General features: G+C 68.6%; 19 protein-coding genes and 2 pseudogenes. 17 read left to right on the top strand and 4 right to left on the bottom strand.

All coding sequences use genetic code 11. The features are described from left to right. The first annotated feature begins 3 nt into the window (after positions 1-3). The 10 genes and pseudogenes from M446_RS29760 (at position 4) to M446_RS29710 (ending at position 9,119) form a co-directional block, all read left to right on the top strand. Positions 4-1,011, top strand: a complete 1,008-nt coding sequence (locus tag M446_RS29760) for a YncE family protein (protein WP_012335806.1) — start codon at positions 4-6, stop codon at positions 1,009-1,011. 72 nt (positions 1,012-1,083) lie between these two features. Next, on the top strand, positions 1,084-2,142 hold the full coding sequence (locus M446_RS29755; RefSeq protein WP_012335805.1) for a Cj0069 family protein: 1,059 nt from the start codon (positions 1,084-1,086) through the stop codon (positions 2,140-2,142). 13 nt (positions 2,143-2,155) lie between these two features. Beyond that, positions 2,156-2,452, top strand: a complete 297-nt coding sequence (locus M446_RS29750) for a hypothetical protein (protein WP_012335804.1) — start codon at positions 2,156-2,158, stop codon at positions 2,450-2,452. A gap of 25 nt (positions 2,453-2,477) precedes the next feature. Continuing rightward, complete coding sequence (locus tag M446_RS29745) at positions 2,478-2,924, top strand: DMT family transporter (RefSeq protein WP_012335803.1); 447 nt, start codon at positions 2,478-2,480, stop codon at positions 2,922-2,924. A 29-nt stretch (positions 2,925-2,953) separates the two neighbouring features. Further along, positions 2,954-4,114, top strand: coding sequence for a DUF3182 family protein (locus M446_RS29740; protein ID WP_012335802.1), 1,161 nt, complete (start codon positions 2,954-2,956; stop codon positions 4,112-4,114). Further along, positions 4,101-4,916, top strand: a complete 816-nt coding sequence (locus M446_RS29735; protein ID WP_012335801.1) for an alpha/beta hydrolase family protein — start codon at positions 4,101-4,103, stop codon at positions 4,914-4,916. The genes M446_RS29740 and M446_RS29735 overlap by 14 nt, the downstream gene beginning before the upstream one ends. Before the next feature lie 374 nt (positions 4,917-5,290). Next, positions 5,291-5,750 (top strand): annotated as a pseudogene (locus M446_RS36065) (helix-turn-helix domain-containing protein); the annotation flags it as partial. Positions 5,751-5,968: 218 nt separating this feature from the next. Continuing rightward, positions 5,969-6,754, top strand: coding sequence for an IclR family transcriptional regulator (locus M446_RS29720; RefSeq protein WP_012335799.1), 786 nt, complete (start codon positions 5,969-5,971; stop codon positions 6,752-6,754). A gap of 147 nt (positions 6,755-6,901) precedes the next feature. Then, positions 6,902-8,152: an aminotransferase class V-fold PLP-dependent enzyme gene (locus M446_RS29715; protein ID WP_012335798.1), complete on the top strand. Its 1,251-nt coding sequence runs from the start codon at positions 6,902-6,904 to the stop codon at positions 8,150-8,152. 70 nt (positions 8,153-8,222) lie between these two features. Further along, positions 8,223-9,119 carry an amino acid ABC transporter substrate-binding protein gene (locus tag M446_RS29710; RefSeq protein ID WP_012335797.1) on the top strand — a complete coding sequence of 299 codons (897 nt, stop codon included), beginning with the start codon at positions 8,223-8,225 and terminating at the stop codon, positions 9,117-9,119. Positions 9,120-9,442: 323 nt separating this feature from the next. On the opposite strand, the gene M446_RS29705 is transcribed toward M446_RS29710, so the two are convergent. Continuing rightward, complete coding sequence (locus M446_RS29705) at positions 9,443-10,351, bottom strand: LysR family transcriptional regulator (RefSeq protein WP_012335796.1); 909 nt, start codon at positions 10,349-10,351, stop codon at positions 9,443-9,445. Positions 10,352-10,465: 114 nt separating this feature from the next. Between M446_RS29705 and M446_RS29700 the strand changes: the two genes are divergently transcribed. The 3 genes from M446_RS29700 (at position 10,466) to oxlT (ending at position 14,264) form a co-directional block, all read left to right on the top strand. After that, on the top strand, positions 10,466-10,912 hold the full coding sequence (locus M446_RS29700) for a DMT family transporter (RefSeq protein WP_012335795.1): 447 nt from the start codon (positions 10,466-10,468) through the stop codon (positions 10,910-10,912). A 302-nt stretch (positions 10,913-11,214) separates the two neighbouring features. Next, positions 11,215-11,949: a sulfite exporter TauE/SafE family protein gene (locus M446_RS29695; RefSeq protein WP_012335794.1), complete on the top strand. Its 735-nt coding sequence runs from the start codon at positions 11,215-11,217 to the stop codon at positions 11,947-11,949. A 1,001-nt stretch (positions 11,950-12,950) separates the two neighbouring features. Continuing rightward, positions 12,951-14,264 carry an oxalate/formate MFS antiporter gene (oxlT, locus tag M446_RS29690; RefSeq protein WP_012335793.1) on the top strand — a complete coding sequence of 438 codons (1,314 nt, stop codon included), beginning with the start codon at positions 12,951-12,953 and terminating at the stop codon, positions 14,262-14,264. Positions 14,265-14,768: 504 nt separating this feature from the next. Here oxlT and M446_RS29685 read toward each other — a convergent pair. From M446_RS29685 to M446_RS29675, 3 genes and pseudogenes are all read right to left on the bottom strand, one after another. Beyond that, positions 14,769-15,618, bottom strand: a pseudogene (locus M446_RS29685) (IS5 family transposase). 312 nt (positions 15,619-15,930) lie between these two features. Then, the gene (locus M446_RS29680; protein ID WP_012335792.1) at positions 15,931-17,370 is read right to left on the bottom strand and encodes a sensor histidine kinase; all 1,440 of its coding nucleotides are present in this window, start codon (positions 17,368-17,370) and stop codon (positions 15,931-15,933) included. Beyond that, positions 17,367-18,032 carry a response regulator gene (locus M446_RS29675; protein ID WP_012335791.1) on the bottom strand — a complete coding sequence of 222 codons (666 nt, stop codon included), beginning with the start codon at positions 18,030-18,032 and terminating at the stop codon, positions 17,367-17,369. Before M446_RS29675 ends, M446_RS29680 begins: the two co-directional genes overlap by 4 nt. Before the next feature lie 136 nt (positions 18,033-18,168). On the opposite strand from M446_RS29675, the gene M446_RS29670 reads away from it, so the two are divergent. The 4 genes from M446_RS29670 (at position 18,169) to M446_RS29660 (ending at position 23,067) form a co-directional block, all read left to right on the top strand. Beyond that, the gene (locus tag M446_RS29670) at positions 18,169-19,233 is read left to right on the top strand and encodes an ABC transporter substrate-binding protein (protein ID WP_012335790.1); all 1,065 of its coding nucleotides are present in this window, start codon (positions 18,169-18,171) and stop codon (positions 19,231-19,233) included. A gap of 100 nt (positions 19,234-19,333) precedes the next feature. Continuing rightward, positions 19,334-19,537 carry a hypothetical protein gene (locus tag M446_RS39320; protein ID WP_265576464.1) on the top strand — a complete coding sequence of 68 codons (204 nt, stop codon included), beginning with the start codon at positions 19,334-19,336 and terminating at the stop codon, positions 19,535-19,537. Positions 19,538-19,596: 59 nt separating this feature from the next. Beyond that, positions 19,597-20,346, top strand: a complete 750-nt coding sequence (locus tag M446_RS29665; protein ID WP_265576463.1) for an ATP-grasp domain-containing protein — start codon at positions 19,597-19,599, stop codon at positions 20,344-20,346. 102 nt (positions 20,347-20,448) lie between these two features. Next, positions 20,449-23,067, top strand: coding sequence for a CoA-binding protein (locus M446_RS29660; RefSeq protein ID WP_265576462.1), 2,619 nt, complete (start codon positions 20,449-20,451; stop codon positions 23,065-23,067). Positions 23,068-23,235 lie beyond the last annotated feature (168 nt).

The following is a 23,235-nucleotide window of genomic DNA, read 5'->3' as shown; positions in this document are numbered from 1 at the left end:
CCCATGTCGTCGAAGCTCTTCGGATCCGTTCTTGCTCAGGTGGCGGCCGGCCTGCTGCTTGCCGCCCAACCCGCGCCAGGATTGGCCGCCGGCACCACACCGTTGCTGCTTGACCGAACGATCCCGCTCGGCGACGTGCGCGGCCGCATCGACCACCTTGCCTTCGATGCTGCCCGGCACCGGCTGCTCGTCGCCGAGCTCGGCAATGGCAGCATCGGCGTCATCGACGTCGGCGACGGTCGGCTCGTGCATCGCATCGCGGGCCTCCGTGCGCCGCAGGGCATCGCCTATCTGGCCGACAACGACACCGTGTTCGTGGCGAGCGCAGGTGACGGCACCGTGCGCCGCTACAGCGGCTCGGATTACGCGCCGCTCGGCGCCGTGAGGCTGGGTGAGGACGCCGATAACCTTCGGATCGATCCGCGTGCGAAGCAGGTCGTCATCGGCTACGGGCAAGGCGCGATCGCGGTTCTTGGGCCGGACGGCACCAAGCTGGCGGAGGTCCCGCTCGCCGGACATCCCGAGGCGTTCCAGCTCGACGCTCAGGGACGCCAGATCTACGTCAATGTGCCCGAAGCGCACGAGATCGCGGTGCTCGATCGCGACAACGGCCGCCAGATCGCGCGCTGGAGCCTGCCCTCTGCGGGCGGCAACTTCCCGATGGCGTTGGACGAAGCCGGCGCGCGGCTCCTCGTCGTCTATCGGTCTCCTGCCCTCCTGGCCGTCTTCGCCGTGCAGGACGGGAGCGTGCTTGCCCGGGTGCCGACCTGTGGCGACGCGGACGACATCTCCCTCGATCCCAAGCGCCGGCGGGTCTACGTCAGCTGCGGACAAGGTGTGGTCGACGTCCTGCAGGAGGACGGGCGCTCCTATCGCGCCCTCGCGCGCATCCCGACCCGACCAGGGGCGCGGACCTCCCTGTTCCTGCCCGCGCTCGACCGTCTGCTCGTGGCGGCGCCCGACACTGGCACAGCGGGCGCGGCCGTCTTGGTGTTTCGACCCGTCGATTAGGGGTGGGCAGATGTCACGAACTCAGCCGGACTGCGCCAGGGGCAGGGCTGCTGGGCATTGTCTGAGGTGGTCATGACCGGTGCTCCTCAACGCCGCTTCAAGGTTGCCGTTGTTTCCCACGGCGATGCGCAGGCGCGTGCCGAGGCACGGCCGGACACAGGCCGCCTCAGTGCGATCTTCGCCGCACTGGCGCAGCAGGGGATTGCCGCGGAACCGGCCGTCTGGTCGGACGCGCTCAGCGATGAGGTTCGCGCTCAGCTGATGGGCGTGGATGGCGTGCTGGTCTGGGTAAACCCGATCACGACCCCGGACGGCGATGGTCGGGGGCGGCTGGACGACCTGCTGCGGGAGGTGGCCGCGGCCGGCATCTTCGTCAGCGCCCATCCGGACGTCATCGCCAAGATGGGCACCAAGGAGGTGCTGTTCCGAACCCGAGAGCTGGGTTGGGGCACGGACACGTACGTCTATCCGGAGCCCGCCTCGTTCAGAGCGGCGTTTCCCGCGCGGGTGGCCGCGGGTCCGCGGGTGCTGAAGCGGAACCGCGGCAACGGCGGGCAAGGGGTCTGGAAGGTCGAACGGGCCGCCGGTGCGGACGTCATCGTGCAGGAGGCCTGGGGCGACCGCCGCGTGCGCACCGTCCCCCTCGACGCGTTCATGGCGGAACGGCTGGTCGACTTCACCCATGCCGGCACGCTGGTGGATCAGCCGTTCCAGGCACGGCACCTGGAGGGCATGGTCCGCGGCTACCTCTCCGGTGACCAGGTGGTGGGGTTCGGCCATCAGCTGGTCCGCGCCCTGGCGCCGCCTGAGATCGGGCCGGCCGGGCCGCGCCTCTACTCCGGGCCGGACGATCCCCGGTTCCAGCACCTGCGGGACTTGCTGGAACACGAGTGGGTGCCGCAGATGGCTCACCTGCTGGGGATCGACCTGGACGCCCTGCCGGTGATCTGGGACGCCGATTTCCTGCTGGGTCCGCCGACGCCCGCGGGGGAGGACACCTACGTGCTGTGCGAGATCAACGTCAGCTCGGTGTTTCCGGTCCCCGAGGAGGCCCCGGAAGGACTGGCCAAGACGGCGCTGAAGCGGCTGAGATCACACGTGACGGCGTGCAGGCACCCCGCGAGGCGGTAAGTTGGAGGCCCGCATGCTTGCCCGGGTCGCTGTTCCGATGGCCGTCCTTGCTGGCGGGCTGACCACGGTGGCCACCGACGTGCAACCCTCAGGCGCCGGTCAGGGAGCGCACATTGTGGACATGCGCGACCGGACGACACGCAGTCTCGAAGCGGTGTGCCGCGCCGAGCAGGGCGCGGCGTCCGGGTGGTGCGGTGCCTACCTGATCGGCGTGGCCGACACGCTGACGGCCTTCGGCGATGGTGGCGACGAGGGCGACCTCTGCAACGCCGACTACACGATCGAGCACCTGAAAGTGCCCAAGAGCTAGGCGGTTTGGTGGACATACGACCGGCATGCTGTCTTGGATGATGGTTCCCTTCGCGGTGCTCGCGGGCGCTCTGACGACGCTCCAGGCGGGCAGCAATGCGGCGCTGAAGAAGAGCCTGGGCGAACCCCTGCCAGCTCTGCTGATCAACTACGGGCTCGGGATCAGCATCGTCGTTCTCGCCAACCTTGTCAGCCGCCAGTCCTGGCCGGACTTCGACAAGCTCTCGGGCGTGCTCTGGTGGGCCTGGATCGGGGGGGTGGCGGGTGCAGCCTACGGCTTGGCCGCGATCCTGCTGGCCTACCGCTTGGGTGCCGCGACCCTGATGGCCTCTGTTGTCACCGGACAGGTGATTGCCTCCGTGCTGCTCGACCATTTCGGCTGGCTTGGTTTCGAGGTGCACGCGGCCAACGTCTGGCGCCTGCTCGGAGCCCTGCTGATGATCGTCGGGATGGTGCTGGTGGCCCGGTTCTGAGCACGGGAGGGACGGACCCAGGAGGAGACATGGCCATGATCCAGACGGCGGCGACGCCTTCGAGCGTCGTGGAGCAGACCACCCGGGCGTGCCGCGGCGTCGTGGTGGTACCCATGCCCGGCACCGGTTTCGCGTCCCGCCACGAGCGGGCCACCCGCGCCGAGCTCGCGAGGCGCCTGGCTGCCCTCAAAGACTTCGACTTCGCAGGCGAGCTCGACCCGCCGTTTCCTCACCGCGGCCCGGTCTACCTCGTGCCGGCCGACACGCTCGTCGGGGCCGAGGCCGCGGCGTTCGGCGTGCGCGGCGAGCACGACCTGTTCGGCGGCGTTGCTCCGCACGCGTGCGTGGCCACGAAGGCGATCACCCACCCGCTGGTCGAGCCGGACGCCTTCGCCCCGACCGGCTGGTCCCGCGAGTTCGGGCACCGGGTGCGCGACGTCGTCCTGCGCGGCTTTTCCGCGTTCGCGCCCGAGGATGCGCGCCGCGCCGGCTTGCGCCTGCTCGGGCACGGGCCGGTGCGCCTGAAGGCCGTGCGGGCGACCGCCGGGCGAGGCCAGATCGCGGTCTGCGGCGCCGCCGAGCTGGAGGCGGCGCTCGCCGCGGCGGACGCGGCCGAGCTGTCCGGCCACGGCCTCGTGCTTGAGGAGGACCTCGCCGAGGTCACGACCTACAGCGTCGGCCAGGTGCGCGTGGCCGACCTCGTGGCGAGCTACTGCGGCACCCAGCGCCTGACGCCGGACAACGGCGGCGCGCAAGTGTACGGCGGGTCGGATCTCCTCGTCGCCCGGGGTGACTTCGAGGCGCTGCTCGCGCTCGATCTCCCCGAAGGGGCCCGCCTTGCGGTGGCGCAGGCGCGCACCTACGATGCCGCCGCGATGGAGTGCTTCCCGGGACTGTTCGCGTCGCGACGCAACTACGACGTCGCGCAGGGTGTGGACGCGGCCGGGCGCAGGCGCTCGGGCGTGCTGGAGCAGTCCTGGCGCGCGGGTGGCGCCAGCGGCGCCGAGGTCGCGGCCCTCGAAGCCTTCCGGGCCGACCCGGGGCTGCGGGTCGTGCGCGCCTCCACCGTCGAGATCTATGGCCAGCACCACGCGCCGCCGCCGGGCGCGGTGGTGTACTTCCGCGGCGAGGACGAGCGGGTCGGTCCCATGACGAAGTACGCCTTTGCGGGGCCGCATGGCAGTCCGTGAGGAGGCCATCACCGTCGCGGTGGACGGCAGCGAGGAGCGGCTCCCGGGCACCCTGGTCTCGCCGGGGCCCCTGGTGCCTGGCTTCTTGTTCCTGCAGGGCTGGGGCAGCACCCGGGAGCAGTACCTCGCGCGGGCGGGTGAGATCGCGGCGCTCGGCTGCGTGTGCCTGACCTTCGAGCCGCGCGGGGTGGCGAGGGGCGACCCGCGGCACGAGACGGTGACCCGCGAGGAGAACCTGCGCGACGTCCTCGCCGCCTACGACGCGCTCACTGGCCGGCCCGGGGTCGATCCCGCCGCCGTCGCCGTGGTCGGCAGCAGCTACGGGGCCTACCTGGCCACGATCCTCAGCTCGCTGCGCGCGGTGCGCTGGCTCGCCCTGCGCGTACCCGCGCTCTACAGGGACGAGGACTGGGATGTGCCGAAGGCGCGGCTCGACCGCGAAGCGCTGATGGCCTACCGGCGAGGCCAAGTTTCGCCTGATGACAACCGGGCGCTGGGCGCGTGCGCGGCGTTCCAGGGCGACGTGCTGATTGTGCAGTCCGAGCGCGACGACACCGTCCCGCCGCCGGTGATCGCGAACTACATGGCGGCCTTCGAGCGGACGCGCTCGCTGACCTACCGGGTGATCGAGGGCGCCGACCACGGCCTGTCCGAGGAGCCCTGGCAGCAGGCCTACACCTCGCTTCTCCTCAACTGGGCGCGGGAGATGGTGCTCGGCGCGCGCGAGGGCGGCACCGCCGCGGCAGCGGCGCAAACGCATCTCGCGCCGGCGCCACAGCGCGGGCCACCGGCCCCGGCCTGAAAGGCGCGCTCCGGTGAGTCCGTCCCCGGACGACCTCTGGAGCCCAGCGAGGTTTCCTCTCCCTCGCGCAGAGCCTCCAGGAGGCAGCCCGAACCTGGGACATCGTCTATGCCTCAGGGCAGGTTGGTGGGAAGCTCTACATCGCGACCCACACTATGCCGGACCGGGTCTCCGCGGGGGAGGCGCTCGTCCCTTTCGGCTTGTTCGGTGCTTGCGCGCTGGAGCGGGCCAAGCAGGGTCCGGCACTCGGAGTCGAGCTGCCAATCGACTACCGCTCATCAGGTCGCGCATTGTCCGCCGTCAGCGCCCGTGAGACAGATTAAGGCCCTTCACGAACGGAGGATGGCTGGTTCATCGTAGCCCCAGGAGCGAGAATGAAGCAGACATCCGGGCCGTTGCGGAAGCCGGCAGAGATGGTGATCAAGAACATCCGCCGCGCCACCCGCCGGCAGTTCACGGCCGAGGAGAAGATCCGCATCGTGCTCGAGGGCCTTCGCGGCGACACGGCCCGCGCCGCCACCTCGGACGAGGTCAAGGACCTGCGCCGCGAGGCCAGCGCGCTCAAGGAGGTCGTGGCCGATCTCACCCTGGAGAACCGCCCGCTCAAAAAAGCATGAGCGGGGCTGGGGGCGACGAGGCATGAGGTACCCGGCTCCTGAGAAGCTGGAGATCATCCGGCTGGTCGAGCAATCCCGCCTGCCGGTGCGCGCCACCCTGGAGAAACTCGGCATCCCGCGCGCCACCTTCTGCCGCTGGTACGACGCCTACCAGCGAGGGGGACCCGAGGCCCTGGCCGACCGACCCTCTCGGCCCAGCCGGGCCTGGACCCGCCTGCGGACCTTCCGAAGCTGGCGGTCGCACTTCTCGCCAACTCAGCGATTGGCGTAGCCATCGACGTCGCCAACAATGTCCCAGCGTTGAGGTGGTGTGGGCGGGCAGCCGCTGTCGAGCTCGTAGTGGCTCCTCGGCGGTCAAGCTGTCTCACCCACCTAGATGTTCGGTCCCATAATAGTAGGACGCAGCGAAGCCGCACTCACGCAAAGGGATGTATCGTGGCCGACGAACACGACAGCTCACCGGCTGGGCCGTTGGACCGGGCCATCGCGATCCTGACGTTCATCGCCGAGCAGAAGAAGGCCCTCTCGGCTGCCGAGATTGCCGCTGGGCTCGCGCTGCCGCTGCCGACGGCCCACCGCCTCATCGGCAACCTCGAACATCGGGGCCTGATCCAGAAGGCCCTCGGCACGAAGCGCTACGTCGTCGGCAGCAGGCTCGTCACGCTCTCGGCCAAGACAATCGGGGCAGCGTTCCGCACCGTACGCCGGCAGGCCGTCTTGAGCGCCGTGGCCGATCGGATCGGCGAACAATGCGAGATCGGTGTCGTGCGCGACCATGCTGTGGTCTATGTCGACAGCGTACGGTCAAAGGAACAGCAGAGCTTGCAGTTCAATCCCAGCGACTCCGCACCTCTGCACTGCACTTCGACAGGCAAGATTTACATGAGCCGGCTGCCTGCCAAAATGAGGCACCGCCTGGCCCATTCGATGAACCTTGTCCGCTACACGCCTACTACGATCGTCGACCCCGACGAGCTGCTGGCCAGTCTTGAGGAAACACGGCGCAGGGGCTGGGCCAAGACGAACGAGGAGTTCGTTCGCGGTGTCGTGGGCTGCGCCGTGCCGATCGTCTCACCGGAGGGCGATCTCATCGCCTGCCTGGGCGTGTCGGTGCCGGTGGCGCGCGTCGGCTTTGCAGGCCTCGATACCTTCATCGGTCCTCTGCAGGAGGCGGCGGCCCTCCTCTCAGAGACAATCCTGCAGGACAACGAGGATATCTGAATTCTCAATTTTCGGAATTAAAGCTCTCAGTTTTCGATGCAGATCCTCGACGCAGTGCGCGTGTTGTGTATTCTCAGGGCACGCAGCTGATGTGACCAAATCCTAAGCGGGATGCGCGGTCCTGCGTCACGAAAGCACCGAGACTGGATGAAGAAGGCCGCCGGCTCTGTCCGGCGCGGGTGCTTCGCCATGTCCGCGTCGCCGGAGGTGATCATGAGCCAGCACTATGACGTTGCCGCCGTCCGTCAGGCATTCCCGGCCGCCGAGCACGTGGTCTACCTCGACAGCGGCTTCCAGACTCCTCTCTCTCGCCCGGTGAAGGAGGCTTACGAGCGCTTCCTGCAGGAGGGCTTCGAGACGGCCGGTCCGAAGCAGGTCTGGCTCAACCGGCTGGAGGAGACCCGTGCCAAGGTCGCATCCCTCCTGGGCGCCAGGCCGGACGAAATCGCCTTCACCAAGAACACCTCGGAAAGCATGAACATCGCCGCCAACGCGCTTCCGCTGCGGGCCGGCGACAAGGTTCTGATGATCGAGGGGGATCATCCCAACAACGCCTACGCCTTCCTCAACCTGCAGCGGAAGGGCGTGGAGGTCGTCTTCATTCCGATGAGCGAGGTGGTGAACGCGGAGAGCTTTCGGCCGCATCTCGACGACCGGACGCGGGCGATTTCCATGTCGCATGTCACCTTCCACGCCGGACACCGGTTCGACGTGGAAAGCGTCGGCGAACTCTGTGCGCAGCGCGACCTCTACTTCGTCGTGGACGTGATGCAGGGCATCGGCGTCGTACCGATCGACGCCAAGGCGATGAAGGCCACCTTCGTCGGCTCGGGCACGCATAAGGGCCTTCTCGTGCCGCAGGGGCTCGGCCTGCTCTACTGGGACGCGACCCGGATCGAGCTGGAGCCGGCCTATCTGGCGGCAGCGAGCCTCGCCAGCCCGCCGGCGGATTTCATCGCACGCGCCGACAACATGGCCCTGCCGGCGACCGCCGGGCGGTTCGAACTCGGCAACTTCAACCTGCCAGCCATCCAGGGGCTCGGCGCGGCGCTCGATCTCATCGGCCAAGTCGGGATCGAGAACATCCAGAACCATTGCTTCGACCTCGGCGACTACCTGATCGAGCGTCTCGACGGGCTCGGCGTCGGCTTGGTCGGCCCGCGCGAGCGGCAGCATCGCGCACCGCACATCTACGTCATCGCGCTGCCGGCAGCGGACTGGCTCGACTACTTCACACGCACCGGCATCCGGGTCTCGCCCGAGCGGGACGGCATCCGAGTGTCCTTCGGCATGTTCAACACCACGGCGGACATCGACCGGCTGGTCGAGGCCATCCGCGCCAGGAGCGCGCCGGCGACGCCACAGGTCCGCACGGCCGTCCTGTCGAAGCTCGGGTAGCCCGCCAGAGCGTCCCCACCCCCAGCACGGCGCCCGGAAGGGGGCTGCACTCATCGAGAGGAGAATGGCCATGGTCCCAGGTCGCGTTTTCAGACGAGTGTCCTGCGCGCTCGTCCTCAGCTTCGCCACGACCGTGGCCTCCGCGGAGAGCCCGACGCTGACGAAGATCAAAAGCAACGGCAGCGTGACACTCGGCTATCGCGAGGCTTCGATCCCGTTCTCGTATCTCGGTACGGACCAGAAGCCGGTCGGCTTCTCCCTCGACCTGTGCGCTCAGGTCGTGGCCAAGATCAAAAGTGACCTCAAGCTCGACACCCTTGCGGTCAAGCTCCAGCCGGTCGACTCCACCAATCGCATCCCGCTCATCCAGAACGGGACCATCGACATGGAGTGCGGCGCCACGTCCAGCAGCGTCGCCCGGCTCAAGCAGGTCGCCTTCACGGTCGCGATCTTCGTGTCATCGGCCCGGTGGTTGACCAAGGTCTCATCCGGCATACACGATGTGAAGGATCTCGACGGCAAAACCGTCGTCGCCACGCAGGGCTCGAACGCGGTCGGCTTCGCGTTTGGCATCAAGGCCAAGGGCGGCACTTTCAACGTCATCCAGGCCAAGGATCACGGCGAGTCCATGCTGACGCTTCAGAGTGGGCGTGCCGCGGCTTTCATGGAGGATGACATCTTGCTCGCCAGCCTGAAGGCTCGCACACCCGATCCCGCCGCCTTCGCCTTCCTGCCCGAAACCTACACCTTGGTGCCGTACGGTCTGATGTTGCCCAGGGACGACGTGGAACTCAAGGCGCTTGCGGATGGCGTCCTGAAGGACATGATGGCCTCAGGAGCGTTCACCAGGCTCTACGCCAAGTGGTTCGAGAGCCCGATCCCGCCCCGCAACGAGAACCTGAACTTCCCGATGTCCGATGCTCTGAAACAGCGGGTCGCGCACCCGAGTGACTCAGTCGAGTTCTGACTCGGGTCCGGGTTCGGCACGGTATCGGCTGACCTTGCCTCCAGACATCGAACTTCCGCTGGCCACCCCCAAGCAAACCTTCGTCGGTAGCGGCTTCAACGTCCGCTTGGGGTCGAGGCCGTGTGAAAACTCAGGCGCGCTCCGAAATCGGAGAATAATCTTCTACACAGCCGTTATCCGAGCATCCTGGATGGCGGCCGAGATGTCAGCTGGGTGCCTATTCCGGCGCTGCCCAGGGTTATCGAGGGAAGATCCTTCTGCCGCCTTTGCGTTTCCACACAGCCTCGACCCTTTGCGGACCCTGCCCCGCTGTGCATCAGGTCCTACTCGGATGTTGCTGCTCGGAAAGAGAGCGCATCCCGCTCCGAGTGCAGAAAGCCGATGAGACGTTCAACGAGGTGACCCGGCGGTCGTCCGGCCGGTCGGATCAGTAGCGTCTCAATGAGCACGCGCGGCCGAAACGGCCGCAACACGATCGGTAGGCCGACGAGATCACGTGCAGGGATCGGATCGACGATGGCGACGCCCAGACCTTCCGCCACGAGGCCGCACCGCGCAGCGGTGTATTGAGCCATCAAGACCGAACGCAGTTCGATGCCCGCCCGCGCGAAGGTGTCTTCGATGGCCTGCTGGAACATACCGGGACCGCCCGCCACCATGGGTTCGCCCGCGAGGTCGTGCGCCGTGATCACCCGCTTGCGGCTCAGGGCGTGGTCCCGCCGCAGCGCGCAGACTGCCTCGACCGTCAGGAAGGGCTCGCCCGTCACCCCCGCGTAGCCTGGACGGGGCCGAACGAGGCCGATGTCACACTGCCCCGAGGAGGCCCAGGACCAGATCGTGTCGGGGCTCGGCACGTGGAGCGCGACCCGCGCACCTGGATGCTCGGCGCTCAACCGCCGGATGGCGCGCGGCAGCAGGCGGGCCGCCAGGGAGGGCTGACAGGCCACGCGCAGCGGCCCGGTGCCGAGGTCCCGGATCTGGCGCGCGGCGTGGTGCAGGTGTTCGAGCCCGGCGCAGGTGCGTTCGACCTCACGCGCGAAGGCTTCTCCCTCCGGGGTCGGCGACGCGCTGCCATGACCGCGGACGAAGAGAGCGAAGCCGAGGTCGGCCTCAAGCTGCGCGATGGCGCGGCTCACGTGCGGTTGGCCGACGCCGAGGGCGGCAGCCGCCCTCGTCATCCCGCCGTGACGCAGCACGGCGCGGAAGAGGTCGAGATGGGCTGGGTTCATCATGCCCCGCGTGCATCGAGAAGTCAGATCAGGGCATTTGACGGCATGGGTGAATGGTGGTTGTCAATGTGCCCACCCGCGGTGCGCCGAAGTCGCGCCTGAGACTGTCTGAAGATCATGCTCCACGTCCTACTCCCCTCGGCCCTTGCCATCGCAGCGGGGGTCAGCATCGTCGTCCAGCAGGTGCTAAACGCGAACCTGCGCGCGTCTCTCAACTCGGCCGCGTGGTCCGGTTTCGCGAGCTACGCGGTCGGAGTGGCTTGCATGGCATTGCTCGCCCTTGCCCTGCGCGATCCGGTCCCCGCGGCGGGCGTCGCGACCCGCATCCCGTGGTGGACATGGAGCGGTGGCCTGTTCGGGGCGATCTTCATCGGCCTCGCGATCTTCCTTGTGCCGCAACTCGGGGCCGCGACATTCATCGCGCTCCTCGTCACCGGCCAGATGCTCGCCTCGGTGACGGCGGACCACTTCGGATGGATGGGCCTCGCCCAGCGTGCGATCGACCCACCGCGGTTGATTGGGATCGCTCTCTTGATCGGCGGCGTCATCCTGATCCGGCGGTGAGCTCGGACCCTCCGCGCACTATCAGGGAGCAGCCGCTTCCCACCCCATCCGGACCTTCGGAGGCGGCAAGCCAAATGTCCGCGAAGGGTCACTCCGAGGCCTTCGCCGGAGCCGCCTCGAACGTCCGCTTACCCTGGCCAGGGACCCCGAAGCGGACGGGCCGCAATCGGCCATGCTCTGCTGCAGCCGACCGTCCATGAGCCTGCCAGGATGATGGTCGTTCGCTGCATCAATCTACGGCGCCCCGCGCTATGACGTGGAATTTGGGTCGCGCGTCAGGACCTTCAGCCGGGCTCTCCACCATGCTCTTCCTCATCGCCGCCGTATTCGGCATTGCCGGCTTCGTGAAGGGCGTAATCGGCCTCGGGCTGCCGACAGTGTCGATGGGCCTACTCGCTGTCGCAATGACGCCGCTGCAGGCCCTGACCATCGTTATCGTGCCCGCCATCGTCACCAACATCTGGCAGACCTTCGCCGGGCCGTACCTGGGCAGCATTCTGCGCAGGCTGTGGCCGCTGCTCCTCGGGACCGGCGTCGCGATCTGGGGAGCCGGCGCGTTGATGGCGGGCCCCTACGCGCGCTACGCCACGATCGTGCTAGGGCTCCTGCTGGTGATCTATGCTGGGCTCGGGCTGACGCGACTGCAGATCCGGACAGCACCCCGGAATGAGAAATGGGTCGGCGGCATTGTCGGCCTTCTCACGGGTGTGATCTCAGCCGCCACCGGCATTCAGGTCATTCCGTCGATGCCGTACTTGCAGTCGATCGGCCTGGAGAAAGACGAGCTGGTGCAGGCGCTCGGCGTATTCTTCACGGTGGCAACCTTCGCGCAGGCGTTCAATCTCACGAGCGTGGGCCTTCTCAACGCCTCGACCGCCCTGCCCGGGCTTGTCGCCATGGGAACTGCCTTCGCGGGCATGTTCGTGGGCCAAGTGGTCCGCCAGCGGCTGGACCCGGAGGGGTTCCGACGGTGGTTCCTGATCGCGCTGCTCGTGCTCGGCATCTACCTGGCCGCCAGCACAATCGTGTCACTGTGACGCCGCAGCCAGACCGTCGCGCTGGGTTACCGGTGCCAGCGCTGCCCGCGCAGGGGATCAATTGAGGACGCGATAGGCAACGGTCCTCATTCCGGCCGTCGCCCCTGTACGTCGTCGTCCCACATGAGCCGGACCCGGTCGTTCAAGTCGATGAGTTTGCCTGCGCGTGGACCTCCCCATGGCCGAGGAGGGTCTCAAGCAGGCGTCATACCAAATCCGCTCGATCCCTTCGGGATGGCGGATTGGGGCTTCGCTCAGGCGCGGCGCCTGAGCGCGGCGCCTGAGCGAAGCCGACATCCGCATGGCCGAAATGGGAGACGGCGAAGCCATCAACCGGATCACAAGCCCGCGCGGCGCCTGAGCGACGCCGACATCCGCATTGCGAAGCAATCAACCGGATGTCGGATGACAGCGGACATGACGAGGCTGACGGCCCGACCCGTCCCCCCACTGTGCCCTTCCGTATCATGCAGGTCGCCCCGCCTGCGGGACGCCCGTGCTGGACTTGCGCGACGGGCACGGACGGGATCGCACGGCCACGTCGATCGCGAGAAGGCTGGGCGACGTCGCCCGTGTCGACATTCTCGCGGCAGCCCCACGCCCTGCGCGCGACCGAGGATACCGCTTTGCTGCACCAGCGTGGCTGCACCATCGTGCATTCTCCGGCGAGCGGCTTACCGGTGCAGGAGCAAAAAAATGCAGCATGCTCTTGACGAGCGCCGGATTCGCAGCGATGCTGGTATACAATATATCAGAAGCAGGCTGAAGCTACGGGCCGTTGCCAGCTCGGCCTGACCGTCGCTTGCGACACCTCACTTGACCAAGCCGACCCGATCGAACGCGATAGTCGGCAAGCAACTTCGCCCTTGTCTCGGCAGCCACCACCAACAGCCGGTCTGGCTGAACACTGTCCAGGTCTGCCGCCCACCTGTGGGGCTTGTCTCCCCCGAATCTGTCAAGCAACAACAATAAAAGACATCGCAACAATCGAGGAAACAACAATGCCGACCTCTACACCCATAACTACCAACAGAGTATCTGACAGCTATCGCTGGATGCAGCTGGTGCTTGGCGTCGTCTGCATGGTCATGATCGCCAACCTGCAGTACGGCTGGACTTTCTTCGTACCCGAAATCCAGAAAACATTCGGCTTCGATCGCGCCGCGATCCAATGGGCTTTCACCCTTTTTGTCCTGTTCGAGACCTGGCTCGTGCCCGTCGAGGGCTGGTTCGTCGACAAGTACGGCCCGAAGATCGTGGTCCTGTTCGGTGGCGTGCTCTGCGGCGTCGGCTGGGTGATCAACGCTTACGCGACAGGCCTCAACATGTTCTACGTTGGTCAGGTCATCGCGGGTCTGGGAGCTGGCGCCGTCTACGGAACCTGCGTGGGCAATGCCCTGAAGTGGTTCCCGGACAAGCGTGGTCTGGCCGCCGGTATCACCGCAGCAGGCTTCGGCGCCGGCTCGGCGCTCACGGTGGCGCCTATTCAGTGGATGATTGCCGACAAGGGCTTCCAAGCTGCCTTCCTCAACTTCGGCATTGGTCAGGGCGTGATCGTTGCCGCCCTCGCCTTCTTCCTGGCGTCTCCGCGCAAGGGCCAAGTTCCGGAGGTGACGAGCACCGCCAATCTCCAATCTCGGCGCAACTACACGCCCAGTGAAGTGGTTCGTCAGCCGATTTTCTGGCTGATGTACTTCATGTTCGTCATCGTCGGCGCAGGCGGCCTCATGATCACCGCGAACCTGAAGCCAATCGCGGCCGATATCCACGTCGACAAGGTGCCGGTGACGATCCTCGGTGTTACGATGGTGGCCATCACCTTTGCGGCGACGATCGACCGCGTGCTCAACGGTCTGACCCGTCCCTTCTTCGGCTGGGTCTCGGACAAGATCGGTCGCGAGAACACGATGTTCATCGCCTTCGCCATGGAGGGGTTTGGCATCTACATGCTGTACCTGTGGGGACATGATCCGCTGTGGTTCGTCCTCCTGTCGGGCTTCGTGTTCTTTGCCTGGGGTGAAATCTACTCGCTATTCCCCTCGACCTGCACCGACACGTTCGGCTCCAAGTTCGCGGCGACGAACGCCGGGCTGCTCTACACGGCAAAGGGGACTGCGGCGCTGCTCGTGCCGTTCGCCAACTACCTGCAGCAGAGCACGGGCAATTGGGACGGCGTATTTCTCGCGGCGGCCGGAGCCAACATCCTGGCTTCGATCCTCGCCATCGCGGTGCTGAAGCCTTGGCGCAAGCGCGTCGTCACCAATGCGCAGACCGATGCGGAGTTGCCGGCCGGCACCAAGGTCGCGGTCGCCTGACAGCCTCCGGGCAATCGTAGGCACGAGCAAGCAACGGGAAGGGCCTGGACACGTCCAGACCCTTTCTCGTTGAGCGCCGTTGCCAATGTGGCGGGAGAATTAAGGAATGAAGCGAGATTCAATCTACTGCGCACACTACATTCGGCAAGAGAATGGGATTTTTACTGCGCGAGAGGCAATTCCCGGGCCTCAGTCTCTCGAGTTTTTCTCAAAAGACCTTAATCGTGTTCAGGAAGCCATTAAGGAAATATGGGCTGCCGAGCGCAAGACTCTGCCGATGCCAGAATGGTTTAGAGGTGCCCTGGCTTCCCGAAAGCAAGCCCGGGTCGATCTCGACAGCTTGGCGTGATCGCGGTCTATCCCGCCACGTCGCGCAGTGCCCAGGCGCGGGACGGCCCGTCCTGCAGGAAGGCGTAGATGATCGGCAGCGCGGCTGGCATGGGCGGGCTCGTGATCAAGTGGTGAGGCGCGGGCCCGGGTTTCTCCCTGCCCGGTCGAGCGTGATCAGGGCTGCCGGTCAGGCCCGCGTCTCATGCAAGCTGTGCCAGGGTCAGGACTCAATCGGCACCAGAACGCGACGACAGCCGCGAGGGCGAGCGCGGAAGCGAAGTTGCGGGCGAGCTCGTCGTCGCGGGTGGCGATCCGGCGGAAGTCCTTGAGACGGCAGAAGGCGGCCTCGATGCGCCAGCGGTCACGGGAGCGGCGCTTGTCGTGGCGAAGCGCGCGCGTGCGGGCGCGGGTGCCGGGCGGGTGCCGGGCGGGTGCCGGGCGGGTGCCGGGGATGACTGGGGTGATGCTCTTCTCCCGCAGATCAGCCCGCAGCCGATCGGCGTCGCAGCCCTTGTCGTCGGCGATCAGGCGGCGGCTCCGGCCGGGGGCCTCGACCAGCACCGCCGGGGCGGTCCGCCCGTCGCTGGCGTCGCCCGGCGTCAGCAGGAGGACACCGGGGCGGCCGAGCACGTCGACGAGCGCGTGGATCTTGGTCGTCTGACCACCCCGCGAAGGGCCGATGGCCTGCGCTGTCGCTCCCCTTTGCCCCCGTGAGCCGAGCGCTGGGCTTTGACGCAGGCCGCATGGAGGGCGGCCGCCTCGCCCGACCACCCGGCTTTGGCCAGGGCCGCCAGCATCGCCGTCCAGAAGCCGCGCCGCGACCACCTGGTGAAGCGGTTGTAGACCGTGGTGGGGTGTCCATACGCGGCCGGGCCATCGCGCCAGCGCATCCGGAAGTGAGCACGTGCAGGATGCCGGCGATGATCCGGCGATCGTCCTCGCGCTCGGGGCCGGGCTGGTTTGTGGGCATGGACGGTGCGATCACCGCCCACTGCTCGTCCGAGAGCCAGAACAGGTCCGCCATCGCCGCCTGCATGCGGCAAGCGACGGCCCTGAATCACAAAACTATAGGCCCTGCAACACCTTGGTTCGGTTCACATCCTAGGCTTGACGCTGCGGCCCGTCGAGCAGGCCGCGGACGATGCGAACGCACGGTCTGCCGTCGATCGGTCGTGGGTCGGCAACGCGCCGGGAGCAGACCTTCGATCGGTGCCGCCGCACTGGCCGCTTGCAATCCGGCAGGGACCTTTCGAGCTCCCGCGAAGCGGGCCCTCGATTTCCCACGGTCGTGGGAGCGGGGCGAACGACATGTCAACCACGCCGGCCCGGGACGGCGTCAAGGGTCCGGCTGCTTCGAGCCAGTCTCGGTGGATTTCATGGGGACCGGCGGGAAGACGATCCTGACCAGCAGCCCCGATCCGCCTCGGCGAGCGTCACCGAGGGTCACGGCGGCACCGATCCGGTCGGCGAGGGCCCGAACCACGGCGAGGCCGAGGCCGCTGCCCTCCGGGCCGCCACTCCGGGCGACCCGATAGAAGCGCGAGAAAACCTTCTCCCGGTGCTGCGGCGCAATTCCCGGCCCGTCGTCCTCAACCTCGGCAATGGCTCCGCCCGGTTCGTTCGCCACGCGCACGACCACCCGGGCGCCGGCCCCGGCGTAGCGGATCGCGTTGTCGACGATGTTGGCGAGGATCTCGCCGACCAGGGTCGCATGGCCCGGAACCATGACGGCTTCGCTCGGCCGTTCGTATTCGATCTCGACGCCGGCGGCGAGAGCGCGCGGGACCTGGTCCGCAAGAACCGTCGCGGCGACCTCGGCGAGATCCAGATTCGTCATCACGAGCGCGCCTGGGTCCTCGTCGGCGCGGGCAAGGGCGAGGAGTTGGGCGAGCAGGTGCTCCAGGCGCAAAGCCGCGCCCTCGATGTCGTCGAGCGCGGCGCGGCCTTCGGGGCTCGCGCCGACGCCGTGGCGGCGCGCGAGATCGACATGCATGCGCAGCACTGCGAGCGGCGTTCGCATCTGATGCGAGGCGTCGGCCGTGAAGCGCCGCACGGCCACCATGACCTGCTCCAGCCGGGCGAGCAGGGTGTTGAAGGCCAGCACCGGGGCGGCGGCCTCCGCCGGCACGCGCGAGGCGTCGAGGGGCTGCAGGCTGATCGCGCCGGGCGCCGCCCGCCGGTCGATCTCGGCGCTGAGATGATCCAGGGGCGCCAGGCCGCGGCTGATCCCGTGCCACGTCAGCACCCCGACCAGAGCCAGGAGGACGGCTTCGAGCACGAACAGGCCGCCGAACAGCCGCGCCTCCAGGGTGCGTCGCGCATCGCGCGTCTCGGCCACCTGAACCAGGACCAAGCCCGGCTTGCCGTAGACCCGCCGCGCCTGCGCGGCGACGCGCACGGGCGCCCCGCGCATCACCGCGTCCCAGTGCCGGGTCGGGCCGGGCTCCATCTCCGAGGCCGGGCGAGGCAGGTCGCGGTAGCCCGTGACGAGCTGGTCCTGGTAGCTGACACTGTAGTAGATGCGGTCATGCGCTTGGCTCTCCAGCATGCCGAGCGCCACCCGCGGCAGGTCCACCGTCACCTCGTTGTCCTCGTCCAACGCGAGGCGCTCGGCGATGGCCAGGACGGAGCCGTCGAGGAGACGGTCGTGCGTCGTCTCGACGACATCCCGGATGACGAGGGCGCCGCCGAGGCCGAGCACGAGGGCGAGGGCTGCGGTGGGCAGGAGCATCCGCAGCATCAGCCCGCGCCGCAGGGAGGGCGGGCGCCGGCTCATCCGGCGTCGAGGAGATAGCCGAGACCGCGGATCGTGCGGATCTCCGGTCCCTTCGGCTGCAGCTTCTTGCGCAGGCGCGCGATGTAGAGTTCGAGGGCGTTCGGCGCCACCTCGTCGTCGAACCCGAACACCTCGTTGTTCAGCCGCTCCTTCGGCACCACCTGCCCGGCCTTGGCCATCAGCACGGTGAGCACCGCGCGTTCCCGGCGCCGGAGCGCAAGGGGTTCGCCGTCGAGCGTCACCGCCCCGGTCGAGCGGTCGAGGGCGAGCGTCCCGCAGCGCAGGACGGGGTTGGGCTGGCCCTGACCGCGCCGGATCTGGGCGCGCACCCGCGCCTCGAACTCGGCGGGGGCGAAAGGCTTGAGCAGGTAGTCGTCCGCCCCGAGATCGAGCCCCCGCACCCGGTCCGCCACCGCGTCGCGCGCGGTCAGGATCAGCACCGGCACGGTACTCCCTGCTGCTCGAATGCGCCGCAGCACCTCGAAGCCGGAGAGGCCCGGAAGGCCGATGTCGAGCACGATCAGGCTGTAGGGCTCCGAGAGGGCGAGCCGCGCCGCGTCCTCGCCGTCCGCTTCGTGGTCTGCCGCGAGTCCGGCGAGCCGGAGCGACGCCACGAGCCCCCGCGCCAGAGCCGCGTCGTCCTCCACGACGAGCACCCGCATCCGCCCGCCCTCCCTCGGTACCAGCCTCCGCGCATCCGCGCTGCGGCGGCTTGGCATCGCGGCGCGAGCCTGTAGCCTCGATCCTCGCGACTGTGAGCACCGCAGGCAACCGAAAAGCGGTGGGTGGGGAGGGAACGTGCGCATCCTCGCGGCCGGATTGATCGCCTTCGGCGTCCTGCTCGCCTCCGCCCGGGCCCAGGTCGACGCGCCCGTCGACGTGCGGCGCCAGGACGTCGCGGAGGCCGTGCGGGAGGGCGCATTGGTCATCCGCGCGACGACCGACGAGGCGGAGGCCTCCGCGCTGCTGGAGGGGTTCCGGCAGAGCTACCCGGGCGTCTCGGTCTCCTACGCCAAGCTGAACTCGTCGAAGCTCTACGAGGAGTTTCTCGCCGAGGCCGGGGCGGGAGGCGGTACGGCCGACATCCTCTGGAGCTCGGCCATGGACCTCCAGGTCAAGCTCGTGAATGACGGCTTTGCCGAGCGGTACGTCTCCCGGGAGGCGGAGGGGCTGCCTGCCTGGGCAGTGTGGCGCTACGAGGCCTACGGCGTCACCGCCGAGCCGGTCGCGATCGCCTACAACCGCAGCCTGCTTCCCGACGAGCGTGTGCCGCGCAGCCACGCCGACCTCGTCCGCAGCCTGACGCAGGACCCGGAGGCGTGGCACGGCAAGGTCGCCACCTACGACCCGGAGCGCAGCGGCGTCGGCTTCCTGTTCCTCACGCAGAACCTCGCGGTGACGCCGCGGACCTGGGACCTCGTGCGCGCCCTCGGGCAGGTCGGGGCGAAGCTCTACACCACCACGACGCACATGCTCGACCGCGTCGTCGCCGGCGAGGCGCTGCTGGCCTTCGATGTCTTCGGCGCCTACGCCCTGGAGCGGGCCAAGCAGGACCCGAGGCTCGGCGTCGTGCTTCCCGCCGACTACACGCTGATCACCTCGCGCATCGCCTTCATTCCCAAGGCGGCCCAGCACAAGGCGGCAGCCCGGCTCTTCCTCGACTACATGCTCTCATGGGAGGGGCAGGCGCGGCTCGCGGCCCGCTCGGTGACGCCCGCGCGCGCCGACGCGCGCCAGCCCGACGACCCCGTCGCGGCCGCCCCCCAGCCGATCGTGGTCGGGCCCGAACTCCTCACCGCCCTCGACCAGATCAAGCGCAGCCGGACGCTGAAGCAGTGGCGGCGGGTCATCGAGGGACGATAGGACGAAGCTTTCCCGGCCACCTCGCAGAAATTCGCGCCGCGACAGATTTGTGACAGGTTCCATCTCGAAGATCCCTCCAAACACATTCAGGAGGGAACGGATGCAAGTCACGGGCATCTTGCACGGCGCGAAGCTCCTGCAGTTCGCCGGCTTTCCCACGTCCGAGGTGCTCGGCCCGGACGCGAGCGAGGAAGAGATCAAGGGGCTGATCGACCGCCACGGTTCGATCTTCATCAAGCCGGTCTTCAAGGGCGGCGTCGGCAAGAAGGGCAAGGCGGGCTCGTCGGCCGCGCCTCGGACCTGAGGACGGCGCTGCGCGAGAAGGAGCGGCTCTACTTCTCGGAGCACCGCCACGGCCACGCGGTGGCCAAGGCCAACGGCGTCACCTTCGAGGGCGCGGTGCCGGCCGAGCACGAGGTCTACTTCTCGATCTCCGACAGCACGCGCTACCGCGCCCCGACCATGACGCTGACCCACCGCGGCGGCGTCGACATCGAGGAACTCGACAAGAGCGAGGTGGCGCAGGTTCCCTTCGACCCGCTCACCGGCCTCAAGGCCTTCGTGGTGGCGAACGCCCTCTCGGAACTGAACGCCCCGAAGGCCCTGATCTCGCCGCTGGTGCAGCAGCTGCCGAAGCTCTGGGAACTCTACCACGGCTTCGGCATGACCACGGTCGAGTTGAACCCGATCCGCATGCGCCCCGACCGCAGCGGCCGCCTCACCCCCGTCGCCTGCGACTTCAAGTGCGGCTTCGACCGCGACGACCCGCGCTGGCAGCGCCTCGGCCTGCCGGGCAAGTCGAACAACACCGACATCTTCGAGACTTTCCGGGCGATGGCGGACGCGCTGCGCGAGCATGTCGGCCGGCACGGGCCGACGCCGCTGTACATCGTCGCCGGCCGCGGCGGCCCGAACCTGGTGCGCGGGATGGGGGCATTGCGCGACACGGCCGAGGCGCTGGGCCTGCCCTACCGGCTGTTCGGGTTCGATTCCGACATGAGCGAGGTCGTCGCCTACGCCCGCAAGGCCGACCAGTGGATGCGCCAGGGCGGGCGCGAGGCGGTGGCGCGCGCCATCGGTCTCGGCGAGCCGCTGCGTCACGCGGCCGAGTAAGCGAGGGAGGACGACATGCACAAGCACGGCATCGGCAGCTTCAAGTACCACGTCGGCATCTCTTCGCTCGATTAGGTCGCCACGCGCCAGGACCGGGTCTGCGTGCTCAACATCCTCGGGGGTGAGTCGAGCGACGTGACGCCCGTCGGCCACGCCTATTCGGGCGGCAACGTGGTGTTCGGCACCTCGCCCGGCCGCCGCGGGCAGGTTCTCGAGACCCCGCTCGGCGAGATCCCAGTCTACAACAACGTCCGCGAGGGGCTGGAGGCCGGGCACCGCTTCAATTGCGGCGTCGTCTACCTGCCGCCGTCCGGCGCCCGCGACGGCGTCGCCGAGCTGATCCGGGTCAACCCGGACCTGCGCAAGATCTTCATCGTCACCGAGAAGCTCTCGGTCCACGACAGCCGCGAGATCCGGGCCCTCGGCCAGCAGAACGGCGTCGACATCTTCGGCGGCAACAGCCTCGGGGTCGCCGACGCCTACCATCAGGTCCGCATCGGCGGCGCGCTCGGCGGCGACAGCCCGGGCGAGGCGCTCAAGGCCGGCTCGGTGGCGATCTTCTCGAATTCCGGCAACTTCACCACGACGATCGCCACCTACCTGCGCATGAGCGGCTGGGGCACCACCACGCTCATCTCCAGCGGCAAGGACGTCTACATCCAGTACGCGGCGCCGGAATTCGCCTTCGCGCTCGCCAACGACGCGCGCAGCAAGGCGGCGGTGCTCTACGTGGAGCCGGGCGGCTACTACGAACTCGACGCGCACTTCACCAAGCCGGTCGTCGCCTGCGTGGTCGGGCGCTGGAAGAGCCGGCTCTCCCGGGCGGTGGGTCACGCGGGCGCCATGGCGGGCGGCGACGACGATGCCGCCGCCAAGGAGCGCTGGTTCATGGAGAAGTTCGGGGTGGACGAGGTGTTCACGCCCGACAACCCGGTCGTCTCGGCCAAGGGCGCGGTGGTCACGAACATCGCCCACATCCCGGCGGCGCTCACCGCGGTGATGCGCGAGAACGGGGCGCGGCCCGACTTCGCGCCCGAGAGCAGCCTCGCCCTCAAGCCCTGGTTCGGCTCGAATGCCGGCCTGACCCTGCCGGCCGGGCTCGACCTGCCGGTGGTCGCGGCGGCGATGCCCTACGGCGAGCAGATCGCGCGGCTCAACCGCCAGATCGGCATCGTGCTGCCGCGCCAGACCATGAAGGACGTCTCGGGCGCCTCGCAGATGGACCCGAAGACGCAGGTCACCAGCCTGCACGGCGTCTCGATGCTGGAGGCGGCGCGCCTGCCGATGGAGGCGAACCTCGCCCTCGCCCTCCTGCGCGAGGCCGCGGGCGACAACGACCGTGCCCTGATCAACGCCGCGGTGGCCGCCGAGGTGAACCTGCACGGGCGGCCGGAACTCGCGGCCGCTGAGGCCGCCCGCGAGGCCGGCAACGCGCCGAACGTGGTGCTCGCCGCCGCCGCGAGCCTCGTCGGCCCGCGCCGCGCCGAGACGGCGCGGCGGATCTGCCGGCTCCTCACCGACCGCTTCGTGGAGGCGGGGCTGCCGAGCGCCCTCGACGAGAGTTTCGACCTCGGTCGCGTGGCGGCGGATCCGGATCTCGCCGCTCTCCTCGTCGGCCCGAAGCCCGATCCGCGGGCGCAGGCGCTCCTCGACGCCCTCCAGGCCCGCGGCGCCCGCTCGGTGTTCCTGCGCTACCTGCGCGGCCTCGGCGGCCACCCGACGCGGGACGCGGTGCTGGCCACGGTCGCCACCACGCTCGCCTGGGGGCCGCTGATGCGCAAGCGCATCTCGCGCCTCACGGCCGAGAGCCTGCCCTGGTGGCTGCAGCTCTTCGGCGTGCTGCTGGGCGCGGCGGTCCCGGCGGAGGGGCACGAAGCGGACAGCTTCTGCGGCGTGCCGAACGTCGACCTCCTCGGGCGCCGTACCCTCGGCGAGATCGGCTGCCTCGCGCTCCTCGGCCGGGAGGGCGCAGCCGGCGACGTGTTCGTCTTCGAGACCCTGATCGGGCTCCTCCTGTCGAACGGTCCGGGCACGATCTCGGCGCAAGGCTGCAAGGGCGCGGTCTCGGCCGACGGGCCGGAGAGCCCGGAGCGGGTGCAACTCAACAAGGCGGTGATCGGGTTCCTGAGCCATGCGGGCTACGCCCACGGCGGCAACGGCTACGAGGGCATCGCCTTCCTGATCGAGCAGTTCCGCGACGCGGGCCTCGCCGACCCGGGCGACCCGGACCACGACGTCGACCTCGAGGCGCTCGCCGACCGCACCGCCGCGGAGTACGCCCGCTACAAGACTGACCGGAAGAGCGCGGGCAGCCTCGACATCCAGAAGATCCCGGGCGTCAACCACCCGGTCTTCAAGGACAAGGCCGTGAACCACGACCCGCGCGAGGTCTGGATCCACGACCTGCTCGCGGCGCGCGGCGACACCAACGCCTTCCACGCCTACTACCGCGCCCTGGTGCGGGCCCTTCACGAGGCGGGCGTGTCGCGCACCGTCTACTGCGTGAACATCGACGCGGTGATCGCGGCGCTGCTCCTGAAGATGCTGTGGCGGCCCTACCAGGACGGCGACTTCTCTGGCGCCGCACTCGAGACGGCGGCGTTCACGATCTTCCTGTTCGCCCGCATGCTCGGCTGCGCGGCGGAGGTGGACGATCACACGAACCGCGGCCGCAACATGGACACGCGCACGCCCGCCTCGCAGTGCCGCTTCGTGGCCTGATCACGCGAAGGCCCGCGCGACGGCCTTCGCGCGGGTCCCGCTCCTGACACGACGGCGAGCCGTCCGCAGCCCGGACCGACGCCTCGCTCCCCGCGCATCGGACGGAGGCCGCATCGCGGCCTCCGGCGCGGGCCGCCGTCCGGCGGAACCCGACCCCGCAGCCCGTCC

The organism is Methylobacterium sp. 4-46 (assembly GCF_000019365.1).
Taxonomy (GTDB): domain Bacteria; phylum Pseudomonadota; class Alphaproteobacteria; order Rhizobiales; family Beijerinckiaceae; genus Methylobacterium.
This window is presented reverse-complemented; position numbering and strand designations above follow the sequence as displayed.